Raw genomic sequence first — 18330 nt, forward strand, 5'->3', positions numbered from 1 at the left:
TTACCCGCTTTAAATGCGCAACCATTGCCGAGGCGGAAATGGTTGCTTCCTGCGGCCCAACCGACATCATTCTGGCCTATCCCCTGATTGGGCCTAACGTTACTCGGTTCCTTGCGCTGCAGCGTGATTTCCCAAATGTCCGCTTCTGGTCCATCGGCGATAATCTGGAGCAGTTGCAGCGCGTAGGCGCAGCCGCCATAAAGGCCGGTGCAAAAATCCGCTTTCTCGCAGATGTGGATGTTGGGCAGCATCGTACCGGCGTCGCCTGCGATAAACTCGTTGCTTTCTACGAAGCCGCTGCCGCCATCGACGGTCTAGCGCCTGACGGCTTCCATGTCTATGACGGTCACATTCACCAATCCGACCTCCGCGAACGCACCCAGTTGGCTGCAGAAATCCACGCCACAGTCACAGCGCTGCGTGATCAAATTGTTGCCGACGGCTATTCCTGCTCTACCCTAGTGATGGGCGGCACCCCCACCTTCCCCTGCTATGCCAAGTATCCCGGTGTTTACATGGCTCCCGGTACGGTCTTTCTGAACGATTATTTCTATGGGAAGAACTATCAGGAAATGGAGTTCACGCCTGCCGGCATTATTATGACCCGTGTGATCAGCCGCCCTACCGACAGTACGTTTACTTTGGACCTTGGCTATAAGGGCATCGCGGCCGATCCTGACGGCGTGCTCCGCGGCGTCATCGTCGGCATGGAGAATATCTCCGCACCTATCGCGCAGAGCGAGGAGCATTGGGTCTTTCAGATTGCTCCCGGTCACGAATCCGAGATTCCGCCCGTTGGTACAGAGCTGTTCGTCATGCCTTCTCACATCTGCCCCAGCACCGCTCTCTATCCCTTTGTTCCCGTGGTAGAACACGGTGAGATAACCGGGCACTGGGATGTTGCCGCACGCAACCGCAAAATTACCTACTGATTTAAACGCCATTAGAACGCCTTGTTTAAACCGTGGGCAACCACTCTTTGCATCAGGCGACTGCCGTGGTATCACAAATCGCAAGTGCAAGTTGGACACCCGCAGACTAGAATTTTGTTTTTTATAACTACGGGCACGATGGCAGATCATCGGTCCAGGTCCTGCCTCCGCAATCAAAAAAGCACCTGATTTCCAAAGAAATCAGGTGCTTTTTAAACTTTATATAGGTTTTAAGCTTTGCCCGTCTGGCATTTGGGAGGAATTTGGGCGGCGGCAGCAAAGGCGTTCCATATATGCAGGAGGATTGACGCAGCTACTCCAAAATTTCCAAAAAATTGACAGGCAGCGTTTTTTAGGGTCGCCTTTCCACAAAGTCAGCCCAAATTCCTTGACATTTTTCGCCAGTTACGGTAAGTTTAATACATATTTTGTACGGAAAGGAAATCCGATTATGAGTTATATCATTGCAATCGGAGCCTACCTGCTGCTGTTGATTATTTACGGCTTGGTACTGGCTCACAAGAAAGTCAAGACCGCGGATGACATGGTCACCGGCGGTCACAAGATCCCCTTTATTATTTTGGTCGGCAGTCTGCTTGCCACCTGGTGCGGCGGCGGCGGCATCACCGGCTCGGCAAGCGTGGTATACACCGGCGGCCCGTGGGTGGGCGCCATCACCTTTGCCGCGCCTCCCATTGGCATTATTCTGCTGTATTTCATTGCCGGTAAGGTGCGCAAGTCCAACAAGGTCACGGTACCCGAGATTATGGAAGCGCGCTATGGCAAGACTGCAAGCGTCATTTCCGCTTTGTGCGTGATGATTGCTTATGTGGGCGTTTTGTCCACGCAGCTGAAAGCGGCCGCAAACATTCTGGTGATGCTGTGCGCTTCCAGCGGCATTGCGCTGACGCAGGGCACCGCGCTGGTCATCTGCACCGCCGTGATTGCCATTATCACTGTGGGCGGCGGACTGGTGTCCGTTGCTTACTCCGATGCCCTCAGCGCCCTCATTATGATTGGCGGCTTCTTTGCAGCCATTCCCATTCTGGTTTCCGTGGCCAACGCACAGGGCGCGGTGCTCCCCGTGGAAAAGACCACCCTCACCGGCGGCATGACTCCCATCCAGCTGCTTGGCTACTTCCTGCCCTCTCTTGCATTGATGCTGGGCGACCAGAACATGCTCCAGCGCTTTGCTTCCGCAAAGGACAGCTCTGAGGCCAAGAAGTCCAACATCGGCATGTTTATCGGCGAGGTGCTGGTGATTATCAGCATCATCGCGGTGGTGACGCAGGCCGCCAGACTGTACCCCTCTCTGGACGTTCCCTCCAACGTGATCTTCCAGGTGGCGCTGGATTACCTGCCTCTGGCCTTTGGCGCGTTGATCATGTGTGCCTGCATGGCGTTTATCGTCACCACGGCAGACAGCTACCTGCTCTCCTCCGCCACAAACCTCACCAACGATATTTACGTCAAGTACATCAACAAAGACGCCGGCGACAAGCAGAAGATGCTGGTGCTGCGGGGCACCATTCTGGTGTTCAGCGTGCTGGCCATTGCCCTGACACTGTATTTCCCCACGGTGTTGCAGTTGCAGATGACCGCCTACACCATGTATGGCGCCGCCATCACGCCCGCCATTCTGTTTGCGCTCTTCTCCAAAAAGGTCACTCCCGCCGGTGGTCTGGCCGGCATTGTGATGGGTGGCGTGGCCACCATTGGCTGGACGCTGATGGGTACGCCTTATGGCATTCAGTGTGCCATCGTGGCAGTTCCCGTTTCCGTTGTCTCCATCCTGATTGTTTCCGCCGTAACCAAGAAAGACAACGCTCTTTCTCTGGAAGCACTCTATCGGGAGAAGTAATTGTCGGCGGGGCAGAAGGTGTTCTTCTGCCCCGCTTTTTCTGCAAAATCAACCGAGAAAGGATTTGTTTACTATGGAAGACCCCCGTATTCGCAAATTTGCCCGCTTTTTGATTCGCAGCGCCGTCGGGCTGTGTCAGGGCGAAAAAATTCTCATCGAGCTTCATGGCAGTGAAACCGTGCTCATGAAGGCGCTGGTGCAGGAGGCTTACGCCGTGGGCGGAAAGCCCTTCATCCACATCTTTGACTACGCGGTGGAGGGTGCGCTGGTGCAGGGCGCTGATGCGGAGCACATGGAGGAAATTGCGTCCTATGAGCTAGAGCGCATGAAAGACATGGACGCCTACATTGACATTCGCGCCACCTCCAACATCAACGCATGGCACAATGTCAGCGATGAAAGCCAGCGCCGCTACCGCCAGTATTACTGGGGTCCCATTCATCTCTCCCAGCGCTGCAACCACACCAAGTGGACGGTTCTGCGCTATCCCAACGACGCCATGGCGCAGCTTGCCAGCGTCTCCACGGATGAGTATGAGGATTTCTATTTCAAGGCGTGCCTGCTGGACTACGACAAGATGGGTCGGGCCATGGAGCATCTGGAAGCCTTGATGGACCGCACGGACCGAGTGCGCATCGTCTCTCCCGGCACAGACATTTCCTTCTCCATTCAGGGCATCCCCTGCTACGGAATGCACGGGAACCACAACATTCCCGACGGCGAGATTTATACCGCGCCGGTGAAAAACTCCGTGAACGGTCATATCACCTACAACTGCCCCTCTCCTTATGACGGCTTTCTGTTCCGGGATATCTATCTGGAGTTTCAGGATGGAAAAATCGTCAAGGCCACCAGCAACAACACGGACTATATGAATGAGATTTTTGACATCGACGAGGGGGCCCGTTACATTGGCGAATTTGCCATTGGCGTGAATCCCGTCATCAATCATCCCATCGGGGACATCCTGTTCGACGAGAAAATTGCCGGCAGCTTCCACCTGACTCCGGGCAACAGCTACGACAATACCTCCAACGGCAACCATTCCGCCGTCCACTGGGATCTCATCCAGATCCAGACGCCGGCATACGGCGGCGGTGAAATCTGGTTTGACGACGTGCTGATCCGCAAGGACGGTCTCTTCGTGCCGGAGGATTTGAAGTGCCTGAATCCCGAGAACCTGATGCCGGAAGAGAAGGAGCACTGATATGGACCGGGTAGAACAGCGCCTGATGCGCTATGCAAAAGTTTACAGTGAAAGTGATTATTACGGGCAGAGCGGAACCCCCAGCGCCCAGCGGGAGTTTGACATGGCGCATCTGCTGGTTTCGGAGCTGCATGCTCTGGGAATTGACAATGCCTTTTGCGACGCGCACTGCTACGTCTATGCCACGCTTCCGGCGACCCCCGGCTGCGAGCATCTGCCCGCGATCGGTCTCATTGCCCATCTGGACACCACGCCGGACATGACCGGCAACCATGTAAAGCCCCAGATCATCCACTATGAGGGCGGCGACATTGTGTTGAATCAGGCGGAGAACATCGTGATGGAGGCCGCCATGTTCCCGGAACTGCAAAAGTTTGTGGGGCAGGATCTGGTCTGCACCGACGGCACCACGTTGCTGGGCGCCGACGACAAGGCGGGCATCGCCATCATCATGCAGGCGGTGGAGGAGCTGTTGGCGGAGCAGGCGCCCCATGGCAAGCTGTGCATCGGCTTCACCCCCGACGAGGAAATTGGGCGGGGCGCCAGCAACTTCGACGTGGCTGGCTTTGGCGCGGACTTTGCCTACACGCTGGACGGCGGAGATATCACCGACTATGAGTACGAGACCTTCAACGCGGCCATGGCAGAGGTGCAGGTGAGCGGATTCAGCATTCATCCCGGCACCGCCAAGGACAAAATGAAAAATGCCCTGCTGATGGCCATGGAGTTTAACGCCCTGCTTCCGGCGCTGGAGACGCCAGGTCATACAGAGGGGTACGAGGGCTTCTTCCACCTGCAGGAGCTGCATGGCAAGGTGGAATCCGCCCGTATGGTCTATATCATCCGGGACCACAGCATGGAGCGCTTTTTGCAGCGCAAGGCCACGGTTTCAAAGGCTGCGAAGCAGATGAACCGGCGGTATGGCGAGGGCACGGTGGCGCTTCGCGTGCAGGATCAGTATTACAACATGTACGAGGTGCTCAAGGACCACATGGAGATCGTGGCGCTGGCAGAGGCGGCTATGAAGGCCGCCGGCATTGCCCACCCCACCCACTCTCCCATTCGCGGCGGCACCGACGGGTGCATGCTGACCTATCAGGGGCTGCTGTGCCCCAATCTCCCCAGCGCGGGGCACAATGCCCACGGACGGTTTGAGTACGCGCCGGTGGAGTCGCTGCGCACCGGCGTGAAAACTGTGCGGCATCTGGTATCACCCGCTCTTGTGGAGTCTATCGTATTGAAAAAGGAAGGCTGAGTGCAATGTATCAGGAACGAATCGACCGCGTGCTGGCGGCCATGAAGGCCATGGATCTGGAGCAGATGCTGGTGTCTGATCCCGACAGCATCTGGTATTTAACCGGTTATGACGTGTTTCCCTTTGAGCGGCTGTATGCCCTTTGCCTGCGGCAGAGCGGGCAGCATACGTTGTTTTTGAACAAGATGTTCCCTGTGCCGACGTTTCCCTGCGAGCAGGTCTGGTTCTCTGATACGGAGGACTATCTCACCATGCTGGCACAGCACGTGGACGCCCACAAGCCCATCGGCATTGACAAGGATTGGCCCGCCCGCTTCCTGCTGCCGCTGATGGCCCACAACCCAAGCAGCCGCTGCGTGCTGGCCTCGGATTGCGTGGACGACGCCAGAGCCAGCAAGGACGCGGCGGAGCAAGCGCTGATGCGCACGGCCTCTCAGATCAACGACCGGGTGATGGAGCGCGCGGCCGCCTTTATCAAAGAGGGCATGACCGAGCGGGAAATTGCCGACTATATTACAGCCCAATACGTTTTGGAGGGCTGCGACTCCGTCTCCTTCCAGCCCATAGTGTCCTTCGGCGCCAACGCCGCCAACCCTCACCATGAGGCGGACCAAACCGTACTAAAAGCCGGAGACTGCATTGTCCTTGACATCGGCGGACGGAAAGGTCGCTATTGCTCCGATATGACCCGCACCCTTTTCTGCAAAACCGCCGCTCCCAAGTACGCCGCCATCCACGATCTGGTGCGCGCCGCCAACGAGCTTGCGGAGCAGATGCTTCGTCCCGGTGTTCCTCTGTGCGATTTGGACATTGCCGCCCGCAATCACATTGCGGCCGCCGGCTACGGTCCGTACTTTACCCATCGGCTGGGCCATTTCATCGGGCAGACGGAGCACGAAAAGGGAGACGTCAGTGAAACCAGCCCCCTCATTGCCAAGCCGGGCATGATCTTCTCCATCGAACCGGGGGTCTATCTCCCCGGCGAATTTGGCGTTCGTGTGGAGGATCTGGTATTGGTGACAGAGGACGGCTGCGAAATTTTGAATGGGGTGGATAAGCACTATCAAATCGTGGGGTAATGCCACACCGCATTGCCGAAAAAAGAACGGGCCTGTCTCCCTTTGGGAGGCAGGCCCGCTTTTCTACATCCGTTTCACGCTCAAATTCAGCCCGTGCAAGGGCGCGCAACGATTTACCCGCGGTCCACCAGCATCACAGGACGCACCGGAGAGGCGGAGCCGTCCCGAATCAGCAGCGGCAGCGCCACGAAATATCCCCGCCGATCATGGAGCTGATCCAAATTGCGCAGATTCTCCACAACCGGAATCTTGTGGGACAGCAGCGCATTGTGGGCGGGGTCTGTACCGGCCATATCCTTATCGACAGACAGGGTGTCCACGCCTACCATCCGCACCTTCTTTTCCACCAAATAGGCGGCGGCGCTTTCCCCCACGCCCGGATAATCATGGCAGAACTTGCGGTCATTGGGCCGCAGAGCCCAGTAGCGCATCCATCCAAAGTCAAACAGCACGCCGTCCCCCTCCCGAATGGGGCCGTGGACAGCCTCCCATGCCATTAGATGCGCCTTTTCCAGTGTTTCATGCTCCTTCAGGAAGGAGGCATCCACTGTGACGCAGGGCCCGCACAGCTTTATAAGCGGCACACGGTCGATCATTTCAAATCCGGGCTTGTTGATATAGTGGCCGAAGGAGTCCACATGGGTGCCGTTATGCTCGTTCATAATCAGCTGGAAGTCATTGCAGCCGTCCCCCAGCTGCAGCCCGTGCCAGCGAACCTTATAAAACTTGGAATGGCTGGGATGCGCCGGCATATCGTCCTCCAGATACTGGCCCAGTTCCACCACGTCCATGTCCCGCAGCGCCTCTTGTAAATTTTCCAGGCTCATTACGCAATCCACCTCTTTCTATGAAATTGAGACTCTTTTCTTTCGCTTTGCAAGATAGTAACCGCCCGCAACCATGATTCCGAGGATGCAGGTACCGGCCATCAGATGATAGGCCGTACCCATGGAGGTTCGCTCTGCCGCCTGCCCGCACAGCACTGGAAATGTCGTCATGCCCAGCGCGTAGATCGCCTGATAGCAGCCCATGGCCGTGGACTTTTTCTTCGGCTCAATCTGCTGCATTGCCTCAGAGGTCAAAAACGTGTACTGGATACCGGTGGCCAGACCGGGAATCAGCTGCAGTGCGCAGATCCCCGGGATGGAGCCGATGTTGGGCACCAGCACGCAATAGACGGCCATGGCGCCAAAAATAGCAGGTATCCAGAACCGGGGGCCAAGTCTGGTGCAGAATTTGGAGGCTGCGAATCTCGCCGAAGAAACCGCTGCGATCATATAGACGATGGAGGAAACGCCCACCATCGCCGTGGAAGCGCCCAGATTGCGGACAATCTGTGTGGTAAAGGACATGGTCGTGGACATCTGAAGGCCCTGCTGGATCAGCGCCAGGGCGGAAAACAGCAGCAGTTTTTTGTTTTTGCACACGGCCAGCAGCTCTCCAAGTCCCAGCGCCCCATGGACCACAGGTGCCTCCCGCAGCTGCATGGCCAGCAGCATCGCGAGCACCCCCGCCGCCACGCTGAACGCACAGATCACCCGCATACCAACCAGATCGTAAAAGAGCGTGCTGGTCACAAAGCCCAGCAAGATGCCCAGATTATTGCACAAAATCAGGTGGCTGGTGGCGGTGTGCTGTTCCTCCCCGGAATAATAACTCATATACAGGACCATAAACGAGATCCACATGGCGCTGGCCAATCCGGACAGCAGGTTGGCAACGAAATATCCCCCGCCGGTATCCAGCAGAATCCGCACGAGAGAGGCCCCGCCGGAGGCAAAGCAGCCAATGACGATCCGCCGCTTATGGGTACCGCCGATGTCCGCCATCACACCGATTGGAAGCCGCAGCAGCATTTGAGACACGCCATATGCGCCGAGAACGATTCCGACTGCCTGACTGGTCATTCCCATGGCCGTGAGATACGGTGTCTGGAATGGGATATACACATACTGCGCAAACCAAAAGCACACCGCGGCCAGCAGCAAAACCACTTTGTTTTTTTGTGTTACTTTCATCATCTTCACTTCCGGAAATTAAACGAGCGTCCATTCTTTCGGTTGAAACGATCCGGTCCACGGATGCGGACCGGATCGTTTCAGGCGATCATTACAGCTTGGAACTCATTTTTCTGTTGTTCTGAATCGTTGCGGCAAGGATTGCCACAAACAGAATCAATCCGTAGAAAATCTGCTGCAGTGCCGGTGAAAGGTTCAGGGCCGTCAGCACCGCCAAGAGGACCGCAATGGTCATAGAACCGGCAACCGTTCCCATGTAGCTTCCGCTGCCGCCCGCCATGGACACGCCGCCAAGCGCGACTGCTGCGATGGATTCAAACTGGAACGGGTTCCCCATACCAAGATAGGCAGAACCGGTTTTGCCAACCATCAGCATGCCCGCAAGCGCCGCAAACAGACCGCTTACCCCGTAAGCCAGCGCCTCAACCCTTTGCCGCTTAATGCCGGAGAAATAGACCACGCCTCTGCTGTTGCCCAGCGCATAGAGGGACCGCCCGTACTTGGTCTTTCTCAATATCAGCATCACGATTGCAGTCAGCCCCATCCAGAGGATGAACCCATAGGAGATATTGAAGATGGAGCCGGTAGCCAGGGTATAAATGATATTGGGTGCGGCGCCGTTCACAGCGCCCGAAGTAAGCCCCGTTACGGAGCCTTGGAGAATCGTATTTAAGCCTATGGTCATTACAATGGAGGGAACGCCGAGATACGCGACGGCTACGCCGTTGATCATGCCAAGGGCAAACCCGCCGAGCAGGATGCCCAGAATGATCAGTATCGAGTTGACGTTTTCCATTCTGCCGGAAACGTAGGCTGCCATAGCGCCTGCGGTAAAGAGCCATGGAACCGACATATCAATGCCGCCGGTCAAGATAACGAACGTCTGCCCGATTGCGGCGATACCGATGATCGCGGCTTCCAGGAGCAATACCTTCACGTGAGAGCCGCTTGAAAAGCCGGGACGAAGGATGGAGATGATCATAAACAGCATGATGACAATGAAGTAACGGGAAATTGTCGTGCCGTTCTTCTCCATAAACAATTTACTCTTACTCATATATTACTTGCTCCTGTTCTTTCTATCAATTACAGAGCAAACGACCACTGTCGCTACCAGGAAAATCCCCTGGAATACCGTAGACCAGAAGGACTTCGTCCCCAGGAAGGTCAGCAGGTCCGAAATAATGCGGAGGATGTACGCGCCAACCACGGTGCCATACATACCGCCGATACCACCCATCATACTTGTTCCGCCGATCACCGCGATTGTCAAGGTTGGCGTTGTCAGCGCATTGCCCGCGGTGGGAGACCCGGACCCAAGCTGTGCCGTGCGCCAGAGACCCGCGAGAGCCGCGCAGCCGCCGGAAATAGCAAACGCAATCAGCTTCACTTTTACAACATTAATGCCGTTCATTGCGCTTGCCTTGGCATTGGTTCCTACCGCGAATACATCACGGATAAACTTGGTTCTTCTGAGCAAGGTCCACATGACAATGATAAAAACAACGAGGATCACGCCAAGGGAAACCGGGCCAAAGCTGGCCATCAGCACCTTTGTAAAGGCCTTGGCCGGCGCGCCGCCGTCTCTGCCAAGAATCAGCTGAGAGATTCCAAGCAGAATATAGTTGACCGTAAAGGTCACAATGAACGGCTGCACATTGAATTTTGTAACAATGAAGCCGTTAAAGCCGCCGATGGCAAGTCCAATGGCCACACAGCCCAAGCAAAAGAGGATAATCCCCAGCCCGCTTTCCGGCATTGCCACCGCAGCCAGAGAATTGATAATGCAGATCACGCCGCCGACTGACAAATCGATGCCGCCAATCAGCAGCACAAGCGTCTGTCCAAGGCTTGCCAGCAAAACCGTCAGTTGCCCGTTGGTGATGCTTGAAAATCTTGAAATGCTGATCATACTGGGCATAACGATGCCGGTGGCAATGAGCAGCACAGCCAAAATAATCAAGGATATAAACATGCGTTTTCCGTCCGGAGTAATATTCGGAAGCGGAAGCCTGTTTGGCTCTTTCTTAAACATATGTACCTCCCAAATATCAAACAGCGGATTCGCCCACGGAGGCGCGGATGATGTTTTCTGCCGTGATTTCATCGTCTTTCAGATGCGCCTTGAAACGGCCCTCGTACATCACATAAACACTGTTACACATGTGGGTAAGCTCTTCTGTATCCGTTGAGAAGAACAGAACGGCCTTTCCCTTTCTGCAATGCTCGACCATGAGATTAAACATTTCGCGCTTGGTACCCACGTCAACGCCTCTGGTAATGTCGTACATCAGCAAGATGTCAGGCTTGGCAAGAAGCTGCTTGGCCAATACCACTTTCTGCTGGTTTCCGCCCGAGAGATTCACGACAGGCACTTCCGGCGTATCGGTCTTTATCTGGAGTTCTTTAATCATTTCATCAACTGCGGCGTTTTCCGCTTTGAAATTCAAAAGACCTCCTTTCACAAACTCACTTAAAGATGCAAGTGAAATATTTTCCTTTACTGAAAGCGGAAGTACCAGGCCCTGATTTGCTCTGTCCTCCGGTACCAGCGCGATGCCGTTTGCAAGGGCAACGGACGGATGCGTCATACGCGTTTTTTTGCCGCCGACTTCGATGGCGCCTGTATACTTGGCTGCGCCATAAAGCGCTTCAAAGAGCGCGGTCTGGCCCTGACCGGACAGACCGCCGACGCCGAGGATTTCGCCTGCGTGCAGATCAAAGCTGATCCCGTTCAGGGTCTCGTTTCTGATGTCCTCCACATGCAGCACAACCGTGTCCTGCATCAGGTTTTCCTTCTCCGGATAATAGCCGGACATCTTACGTCCCAGCATTTCCGTTACAATTTCATCGGTACTCAGTTCTCCCTTATCGGCCACTTTCACGTCCGTGCCGTTTCTGTAAACGATAATCCTGGTACAGATGCGGTTTACTTCCTGCAATCGGTGGGAAATGAAGATTAGAATTTTTCCCTGCGCCGCCAGCTTTTCCATGAGGTTAAACAGCCATTCTGCGTCTTTTTCCGTCAGTGCCGACGTGGCCTCATCGAGAACCAAAACGTCAAAATCAAAGGCAAGCGCCTTAATAATCTCAATTTTTTGACAGGATGCCAGTGGAAGCGTATTGACATACGCCGAGGGATCGAGGTCGTCCACATCAATTTTTTCAAAAAGCTCCTGCGCTCGCTTATTCAAATCTTTTAAGGTCTTTCTGGTAAATGTCTTTTCATCTTCGGTAATAAAGATATTCTCAGCGACCGTTGCACTGCGAACAAGGCTCAGCTCCTGATGAACAACACGAATACCGGCGCGCATTGCCGCTTTGGGCGTTGTGTGGTCAACGGGTTTGCCAAAGAGCTCAACTTCTCCGGAATCTGCTTTTACGACACCGGCAAGCACCTTAATGAGGGTGCTTTTTCCCGCGCCGTTTTCACCCAGCAGACCCATGATGTCCCCTTTGTTCGCTGAGAAATCCGCATCAACAAGAGCATGTACATTTCCAAAGCTCTTGGATATTCCACGCATTTCAAAATCTGCCATGAAAAACTCCTTTTGGTGTAACCATTCTAACTTTTTTAACAATAGGTTGCCTTTACGGGCAACCTATTGTTAAAAAGTATTTTTTTTTGGAAATTTTCTTAGAACACGCTTGCCATGTAATCAATCACAGCCTGCGCAGACAACTGACGCGGATAGCTTGCGGGGAGGCAGGGCCACATGAACTGTTCGGGCCAATCCTTGGAGAAGTTTTCGCCTTCCTTAACCAGCACATATGTAGCGCCGAGTTCCTTCGCCCACTTTTCAACCTTGTCTACGCCAATCTTGTCAGCGTTGACGATGTTGGCATCGGGAACGATCACGATCTGCTTGGAGTCGGGAACCTTGCCGTTGAGAATATCAATCGCGGTATCCATGGCAATGATGGAAAGGCCGGTGTAGGTAGCTACGCAGCCGCCCACGAGATCGTTGTAGTAAAGCTCGCACATATTCATGTTGTAAACGTCGCCGGAGGTGGGAACCGGCTCAAGGCCCGCCGTCTTGAATGCCTTGATGATGCTCGCGGCATGGGATTCGCCGATGACCGCGTCCAGATGCTGGGTGGCAAGAATGGTGCTGACCTTATCCTGGTTGAGGCCGTCGTTCCATTCGCCTTCATACTCGGCAACGACCTTCACGTCGGGGAAATGCTGAATGCCCTTCAGCGCGCCGTCATGCATGGCCTGGCCGTTGGAGGTGGACCAAATGCCCTGATCCATTGCGATGTCGCCCTTGCCGCCGATTGCTTCGCAAATAACCGCGCCTACAAGGCCGAAAGCGGCATCATAGTCCAGCGAAATGGTGTAGCAGCTGTCCGTGGTTGCATTGGAGTCAAAGGTAATGCATACGATTCCCTTCGCAACCGCCTGATCGATCACATTGTTCAGTCCGCTGTCGGAGCAGGCGTCGATCAGGAACGCGTCATAGCCCATTTCCATAAGGGACTCCAAAGACGCAACCTGGGCTTCTACCGTGTTGTCTGTATTGTAAACATCGAGTTGCACGTTTTCATAGTACGGATCTGTCGCTGCCATCAGCTCGCAGCTTGCGATCATTTCCTGTCTCCAGCCGTTTTCAAGATAAGAGTTGCTCAGCGCAATTTTATAGGTCTTTTCGCCGGAGTTCGCATCTTGGCCGGAAGCGGCGCTGCCGGAATTGGAGGAGGGGCTGCTGGAGTTCGAGCTGCCTCCGCAGGCAGCGAGGCCCATAACCATAGCGAGTGTCAGGATTATGGCAGTGATTTTCTTTCTCTTCATCAGATTTTCCCCTTTCGATACCCAATAATATATAATAATATGCGGATGCATGCCCGGCATATCATTACTTGATTTGATGGCGGCAGACCGCGCTTATTTCCGATCCAAATGCAGGAGTCTGGCAATATTTCCGCCCATGATATTGTCGATACCCGCTTGATCCGTGGTCCCGGGATAATAGGTATTGATGTTTTGAATAATTGCCATGTGAGACTGAATATCCGTGCAGGGAGCATCCGTGCCAAAAATGATTTTATCCGCTCCGCACAGCCGGATCGCCCGCTCCACCTTAAAGTTGTGGGTGCAAACCTCGGCGGTATCCAAGTAAATATTTTTATGAGACCTGCACACTTCGATGGCGTCAATCCACATGTTGTGGCAGAAATGGGCAACGATGATCGTCACCTCGGGGAAGGCTTCCGCAAGCGTCGCGAACTGATAGGGGCTGCCAAAGCCGTCATGCTCCCCGTGGAACATGATGGGGACATTGTACTCCGCCGCCAGCTTCATCACAGGCTCCATAATCTTTAAGGAGTCCACTCTGTATCCGTTGATGGTGGGATGCATTTTGATGCCCTTAAATCCGCAGTCTCCTACGTATTTCTTGATTTGCCCGACCGACTCGGATTCCTGCAACGGGCAGCAGACTACATACGGAATAAAGCGGGGGTCCTTCCGGCTGACGCTGTAAGCATCTTCATTTCCCCGGGGGATATCATTGAGAATATCCCAAGTGCTGATACAGGCATATTGAATCCCCAGCTCTGTATAAATTTCCATCAGTCTTTCAGGAGGAAACGGATTTTTTATATTGTTCAGCCAGGAAGCGCCAATATGCGCATGAGAATCAATCATTACGCCCATTTATATCATATCCTTCCCCTTTCGTATTTAAGCATGAATGGTCATCTTATCGGTGCAGTAAATACCAACACACCCACAAAATCCAATCAGCCATGTTCCTCATTATACCAGTATGCATAACCCCGCGCAAGACAATTTTTACATTTAATTTAAAAATTACCATGCCTATTTTGTGCGTTTTATCCAATTCGAATAGTGTTGCATTGTGCAAGTAGCGCACTGGTTTGGTGCCGGGGGCTTTTCCACCGGTGCACACTTTCCTGGATTTCCCCAGTTGAGCCGCTTGCTTTTTCGATTCCATTTTGCAATATTCGGCAGAAATATTCCTCTTTGTATACAAAGCACCCCGCTTTTTCTCGACTTTGCCAGGAAAGCAGCGCCCCCGCAGCGTATTGCGGTCCTTCCTGCACACAATAGGCGCGTTGGGGGCGGCAGGCCTATGGTGACTTCATCACGGAAGTTGACGCAACGGTTTGCTATCATGCAACCATCAGCTCAAACGCTTGGGAAAGCGTGGCAGCGGCGCTTCGTGCAAATTGTGCGCCAGAGCGGCCCAAGCGGTGACATCATAACGGTATGAAGAAACAGGAGGGTTTCATATGTCTGTGCTCACAATTACAAATTCAAATTTTTCTCAGGAGGTTTTGACCAGCGAAAAGCCTGTATTGGTGGACTTTTGGGCGCCTTGGTGCGGACCCTGCAAGATGCTTTCCCCGATTGTGGCGGATTTGGCCGCAGAGCATCCGGAAATTGCCGTCGGGAAAGTGAATGTGGATGAGCAGCCCGAACTGGCCGCCGCCTTCAACGTCATGGGAATCCCCATGCTGGTTTTATTCCGGGACGGAAAGGCCGTGGCATCCTCAGTGGGCGTTCGTCCCAAAAAGGATTTGGAGGAACTGCTGCGATGAGTCTTTTTTCCTGGTTTGCCCCCGCGCCGGACATTCAGCAGGGCGAACTCGACTTTCAAAAAGCGGACGACGCCGTCTTGCTGGACGTGCGGACGGCGGAGGAATACGCCCAAGGGCACCTGACCCACAGCGTCAATCTGCCGCTGGATCAGCTTTCATCCATTTCTTACGGGAAAGACGTTCCCCTTTACGTGTATTGTCACAGCGGCGCCCGCAGCGCCAGAGCCTGCGACTGGCTGCGGCGTCACGGATATGAGGCCATCAACATTGGCGGGATCATGCATTACCGCGGTGCGAGGGAAAAAGGAGGCGCCACATGAAAGTCGTCATCATCGGCGGCGTGGCCGGCGGGGCCACCGCCGCCGCCCGGCTGCGGCGGCTGGATGAGCAGGCGGAGATCGTCCTTCTGGAGCGGAGCGGATTTGTCTCCTACGCCAACTGCGCTCTGCCGTACTACATCGGCGGAATCATTTCCGACAAGGGCAGCCTGACTTTGCAAACGCCAGAAAGCTTTCGCCAGCGTTTTCGTATCGACGTGCGCGTTCGCCACGAGGCGCTTTCCATTGACCGGGGGGCAAAAGTCGTCCGGGTGCGCCGGTTAGAGGACGGCAGCGAGTACGCGGAATCCTACGACAAGCTCATCCTCTCCCCCGGCGCAAAGGCTGTGCGCCCGGACCTGCCGGGCATTGACAGCCCCCGCGTCATGACCCTTCGGACGGTGGAGGATACCTACCGCATCCGCACCTATCTGGAATCCCGGTCCGTGGGGCGGGCTGTCGTCGTGGGCGGAGGCTTCATCGGGCTGGAGATGGTGGAAAACCTGATGCATTTTGGGATCTCCACCACGCTTTTGCAGCGCAGTGGGCAGGTCCTGCCGCCGCTGGATTACGACATGGCCTGTCAGGTACACGCGCATCTGCGGGGCGAGGGGCTGGATTTGCGTCTGAACACGCCGGTTCAGGGCTATGAGGATACGCCGGACGGGGTCCGCGTCCTGCTCTCCGGCGGCTGTTCCTTAGAAACAGACCTCGTCCTGCTGGCAATCGGCGTGGTTCCGGAGACGCAGCTTGCCAAGGAAGCGGGGCTGAAGCTGGGCATGCGGGACGCCATCGCGGTGGACGAACACATGAGAACCTCCGACCCGGACATTTATGCCGTGGGCGACGCGGTGGAAATTCGCAACGCCGTGACAGGAGACGCCGCGCTGGTGGCGCTGGCCGGCCCCGCCAACAAGCAGGGCCGCATCGCGGCAGACAATCTCTGCGGGCGAGAGAGCCGCTACTCGGGCGCGCAGGGCTCCTCCGTCATCAAGCTCTTCGGCATGACCGTTGCCTCCACCGGCTTAAACGAAAAGGCCGCAAAGGCCGCGGGAATGCGGTATGACAAGGTAGTTACCTATTCCTCCTCCCACGCAGCCTACTATCCCGGGGCCGCCAATCTCACCATCAAAACCCTGTTTTTACCGGAGAGCGGAAAAATCATCGGCGCGCAGATCGTGGGATTCGGCGGGGTGGACAAACGCATCGACGTCCTCGCCACCGCGATTCGCGGCGGTATGACCTCTGCGGATCTGGAAGAGCTGGACCTTGCCTACGCGCCGCCCTATTCCTCCGCAAAGGACCCCGTGAACATTGCGGGCTTTATGATTGAAAACCTGCGCAGCGGCTTGCTCCGGCAGTATCATTGGACGGATCTGCCGTCTCTCCCGACGGATGGTAGCGTGACGCTTTTGGACGTCCGGACCCCCGGCGAATACCGGCAGGGGCACTTCCCCGGCGCCGTATGCATTCCTCTGGATGCGCTGCGGGAGCGCTTGCAGGAGCTGGACCCTTCCAAGCCGGTTTACGTGAACTGCCACAGCGGACTGCGAAGCTATCTCGCCTGCCGCATCCTGACGCAGCACGGTTTCTCCTGCTACAACTTCTCCGGCGGCTATCGCTTTTACTCCCTGATTGCGGGGGAGCAGCGCTGCGACGCGGCGGTAACCCACCCCTGCGGCATTCCCGTCCGCTGAAAGCGCCGGTTTTGTGCGAACTCTCCCCCCGACTAAAGCGCAGTTCTCTCCCTGTGCATCAAAAAAACACCGCACGCAAAAGCGTGCGGTGTTTTTATTTCAAATCGCGCTTTTACACCGCTTTGAAGCCGGTGTAATTATCGTCCTGATCGAATACAGGCGCATAAATCTTGCCGTCGGTGGTCAGGGCCGGGTTGGTCTCCACCTCGCCCAGCAGGCTTTCAGAGACATAGAACTCGCCCATGTGCAGCGTATCCTTGGTCCACAGCACCTTCAGCGGCTCCCCCAGATCGGGGCAGGTGCGGATGCAGAATTGCAGGCACAGCTTGTCGTTATCCATCACGGAGGGAATTTTCATATACTCCACGGTAATGGAGGTGATGCCGTTGGGATACGTCTCTTCAAAGGAGCCCTTGTCCAGAATGCGGCGGGTCGTCGCGTCCGCATTGCCGATGCCGTTGAAGTTGGCGCCGGTCTTGGGGGACAGGTCCAGCACACCGATGCGATGAATGAAGGGCTTCTCCCGGTAATTGTAGGCCCGGCCCACCACGTTGGGGTCCATACCGTCGCCGCTGATCTCCTTGCCGATTTGCTCCAGCATCAAAACGTCCACCTTCTCAAAGGGGATGGTGGCCATCAGGCTCTTGGCCAGCAGCAGCAGCTCGGGTTCTTCGGTCTCAATGCACTCATTGGGGATGGCCCGAATGGTATGCGTGTGGTGGAATGCGTTTTCCACCAGGCCGATGGCAAAGGGAATGTTGCAGTTTTTCAGCGCCGTGCGGCCAAAGGACGGCACGTTGATGTGCATGAGGTCAAAGCCGCGCATGTGGCAGATGCTGGCGCCATACTGCTTGCCAAGGCCGATGGCCAGCATCTTCATGATGCCGCTTTCAAAGGGGCCGTGGAAGTCAGTGTGGGGCTTGATCCGGGCCACGGGAACAATGTAGTCGCAGGAGAGCGCGAACGCGTCCAGCCGCACTTCCAGACCCTCGGCGGAAACGCCCACCTTGCCAGTGTCCATGGTGGCGTGAATTTCACAGCCGCAGGCCTCTTCCGTAATTCCGTAATGCTCCAGAATCGCGCGCTGGCCCTCCGCCGTGGCGCCGCCGTGGCTGCCCATGGCCGGAACGATATAGGGCGTGGCTCCGATGCGCTTGAGCTCCTCGGCAAAGGTCCGCAAAATCAGCACACTGTTGGCGATCTCACGGCTGGCCGCGGTAAAGCACACGGTGCTGCCCGGCTTGATCCGATCCAGCGTACCCTCCCGCTTCAACGCATCCCGCACACCCTGCGCGACGTCCTCAATATGCGTATCCTCCATATGATTGGTAACTTTGTAAAATTTGGGGATTTCCACGTCCTGTAACAGATTCTTAACAACGCCCATTTTTATCACCTTT

Annotated in this window: 16 protein-coding genes; 8 read left to right on the forward strand and 8 right to left on the reverse strand. The window is 55.4% G+C overall.

Translation table 11 applies throughout. The features are described 5' to 3' along the window. The 5 genes from PHI30_RS08085 to PHI30_RS08105 form a co-directional block, all read left to right on the forward strand. Positions 1 to 932: alanine racemase (locus PHI30_RS08085; RefSeq protein ID WP_300026361.1), on the forward strand; the 932-nt coding region annotated here is incomplete at its 5' end. A 451-nt stretch (positions 933 to 1383) separates the two neighbouring features. Then, a complete protein-coding gene (locus PHI30_RS08090) occupies positions 1384 to 2793 on the forward strand; it encodes a sodium:solute symporter (RefSeq protein ID WP_300026362.1) in 1410 nt (469 codons plus the stop codon). 73 nt (positions 2794 to 2866) lie between these two features. Then, positions 2867 to 4000: an aminopeptidase gene (locus PHI30_RS08095; protein WP_300026366.1), complete on the forward strand. Its 1134-nt coding sequence runs from the start codon at positions 2867 to 2869 to the stop codon at positions 3998 to 4000. Between the two features lies 1 nt (position 4001). Next, positions 4002 to 5255: a peptidase T gene (pepT, locus tag PHI30_RS08100; protein ID WP_300026369.1), complete on the forward strand. Its 1254-nt coding sequence runs from the start codon at positions 4002 to 4004 to the stop codon at positions 5253 to 5255. Between the two features lie 5 nt (positions 5256 to 5260). Beyond that, entirely contained in the window at positions 5261 to 6334 is a 1074-nt protein-coding gene (locus PHI30_RS08105) for a Xaa-Pro peptidase family protein (RefSeq protein WP_300026372.1), read from the forward strand. A 113-nt stretch (positions 6335 to 6447) separates the two neighbouring features. Here the strand turns inward: PHI30_RS08105 and PHI30_RS08110 are convergent, their stop codons facing one another. The 7 genes from PHI30_RS08110 to PHI30_RS08140 form a co-directional block, all read right to left on the reverse strand. Continuing rightward, positions 6448 to 7161, reverse strand: coding sequence for a cyclase family protein (locus tag PHI30_RS08110; RefSeq protein WP_300026375.1), 714 nt, complete (start codon positions 7159 to 7161; stop codon positions 6448 to 6450). A gap of 18 nt (positions 7162 to 7179) precedes the next feature. Next, the gene (locus PHI30_RS08115) at positions 7180 to 8355 is read right to left on the reverse strand and encodes an MFS transporter (RefSeq protein WP_300026378.1); all 1176 of its coding nucleotides are present in this window, start codon (positions 8353 to 8355) and stop codon (positions 7180 to 7182) included. Positions 8356 to 8443: 88 nt separating this feature from the next. Beyond that, complete coding sequence (locus PHI30_RS08120) at positions 8444 to 9409, reverse strand: ABC transporter permease (RefSeq protein WP_300026380.1); 966 nt, start codon at positions 9407 to 9409, stop codon at positions 8444 to 8446. 3 nt (positions 9410 to 9412) lie between these two features. Continuing rightward, on the reverse strand, positions 9413 to 10387 hold the full coding sequence (locus PHI30_RS08125; protein WP_300026382.1) for an ABC transporter permease: 975 nt from the start codon (positions 10385 to 10387) through the stop codon (positions 9413 to 9415). Positions 10388 to 10403: 16 nt separating this feature from the next. Next, positions 10404 to 11891: a sugar ABC transporter ATP-binding protein gene (locus PHI30_RS08130; protein WP_300026384.1), complete on the reverse strand. Its 1488-nt coding sequence runs from the start codon at positions 11889 to 11891 to the stop codon at positions 10404 to 10406. Positions 11892 to 11989: 98 nt separating this feature from the next. Then, on the reverse strand, positions 11990 to 13144 hold the full coding sequence (locus tag PHI30_RS08135; RefSeq protein ID WP_300026386.1) for a substrate-binding domain-containing protein: 1155 nt from the start codon (positions 13142 to 13144) through the stop codon (positions 11990 to 11992). 93 nt (positions 13145 to 13237) lie between these two features. Continuing rightward, on the reverse strand, positions 13238 to 13924 hold the full coding sequence (locus tag PHI30_RS08140; RefSeq protein WP_300026388.1) for an amidohydrolase family protein: 687 nt from the start codon (positions 13922 to 13924) through the stop codon (positions 13238 to 13240). A 683-nt stretch (positions 13925 to 14607) separates the two neighbouring features. Here PHI30_RS08140 and trxA point away from each other — a divergent pair. The 3 genes from trxA to PHI30_RS08155 are packed head-to-tail and all read left to right on the forward strand — an operon-like array spanning position 14608 to position 16930. Then, positions 14608 to 14916: a thioredoxin gene (gene trxA / locus PHI30_RS08145; RefSeq protein WP_300026390.1), complete on the forward strand. Its 309-nt coding sequence runs from the start codon at positions 14608 to 14610 to the stop codon at positions 14914 to 14916. After that, a complete protein-coding gene (locus PHI30_RS08150) occupies positions 14913 to 15236 on the forward strand; it encodes a rhodanese-like domain-containing protein (RefSeq protein WP_300026392.1) in 324 nt (107 codons plus the stop codon). Before trxA ends, PHI30_RS08150 begins: the two co-directional genes overlap by 4 nt. Continuing rightward, the gene (locus PHI30_RS08155) at positions 15233 to 16930 is read left to right on the forward strand and encodes an FAD-dependent oxidoreductase (protein ID WP_300026394.1); all 1698 of its coding nucleotides are present in this window, start codon (positions 15233 to 15235) and stop codon (positions 16928 to 16930) included. Before PHI30_RS08150 ends, PHI30_RS08155 begins: the two co-directional genes overlap by 4 nt. A 112-nt stretch (positions 16931 to 17042) precedes the next feature. On the opposite strand, the gene PHI30_RS08160 is transcribed toward PHI30_RS08155, so the two are convergent. Then, positions 17043 to 18251, reverse strand: a complete 1209-nt coding sequence (locus PHI30_RS08160) for a hypothetical protein (RefSeq protein ID WP_367186358.1) — start codon at positions 18249 to 18251, stop codon at positions 17043 to 17045. Positions 18252 to 18330 lie beyond the last annotated feature (79 nt).

The sequence above is a fragment of the Oscillibacter sp. genome, assembly GCF_028693505.1.
GTDB lineage: Bacteria > Bacillota > Clostridia > Oscillospirales > Oscillospiraceae > Oscillibacter.

Bases quoted from the DNA above. Each gene is read 5' to 3' on its own strand.
- PHI30_RS08090 (WP_300026362.1), top strand. From the start codon at position 1,384: ATGAGTTATATCATTGCAATCGGAGCCTACCTGCTGCTGTTGATTATT.
- PHI30_RS08105 (WP_300026372.1), top strand. From the start codon at position 5,261: ATGTATCAGGAACGAATCGACCGCGTGCTGGCGGCCATGAAGGCCATG.
- PHI30_RS08125 (WP_300026382.1), bottom strand. From the start codon at position 10,387: ATGTTTAAGAAAGAGCCAAACAGGCTTCCGCTTCCGAATATTACTCCG.
- trxA (WP_300026390.1), top strand. From the start codon at position 14,608: ATGTCTGTGCTCACAATTACAAATTCAAATTTTTCTCAGGAGGTTTTG.
- PHI30_RS08120 (WP_300026380.1), bottom strand. From the start codon at position 9,409: ATGAGTAAGAGTAAATTGTTTATGGAGAAGAACGGCACGACAATTTCC.
- PHI30_RS08155 (WP_300026394.1), top strand. From the start codon at position 15,233: ATGAAAGTCGTCATCATCGGCGGCGTGGCCGGCGGGGCCACCGCCGCC.
- PHI30_RS08110 (WP_300026375.1), bottom strand. From the start codon at position 7,161: ATGAGCCTGGAAAATTTACAAGAGGCGCTGCGGGACATGGACGTGGTG.
- PHI30_RS08140 (WP_300026388.1), bottom strand. From the start codon at position 13,924: ATGGAAATTTATACAGAGCTGGGGATTCAATATGCCTGTATCAGCACT.
- pepT (WP_300026369.1), top strand. From the start codon at position 4,002: ATGGACCGGGTAGAACAGCGCCTGATGCGCTATGCAAAAGTTTACAGT.
- PHI30_RS08095 (WP_300026366.1), top strand. From the start codon at position 2,867: ATGGAAGACCCCCGTATTCGCAAATTTGCCCGCTTTTTGATTCGCAGC.
- PHI30_RS08130 (WP_300026384.1), bottom strand. From the start codon at position 11,891: ATGGCAGATTTTGAAATGCGTGGAATATCCAAGAGCTTTGGAAATGTA.
- PHI30_RS08135 (WP_300026386.1), bottom strand. From the start codon at position 13,144: ATGAAGAGAAAGAAAATCACTGCCATAATCCTGACACTCGCTATGGTT.
- PHI30_RS08160 (WP_367186358.1), bottom strand. From the start codon at position 18,251: ATGGAGGATACGCATATTGAGGACGTCGCGCAGGGTGTGCGGGATGCG.
- PHI30_RS08115 (WP_300026378.1), bottom strand. From the start codon at position 8,355: ATGATGAAAGTAACACAAAAAAACAAAGTGGTTTTGCTGCTGGCCGCG.
- PHI30_RS08150 (WP_300026392.1), top strand. From the start codon at position 14,913: ATGAGTCTTTTTTCCTGGTTTGCCCCCGCGCCGGACATTCAGCAGGGC.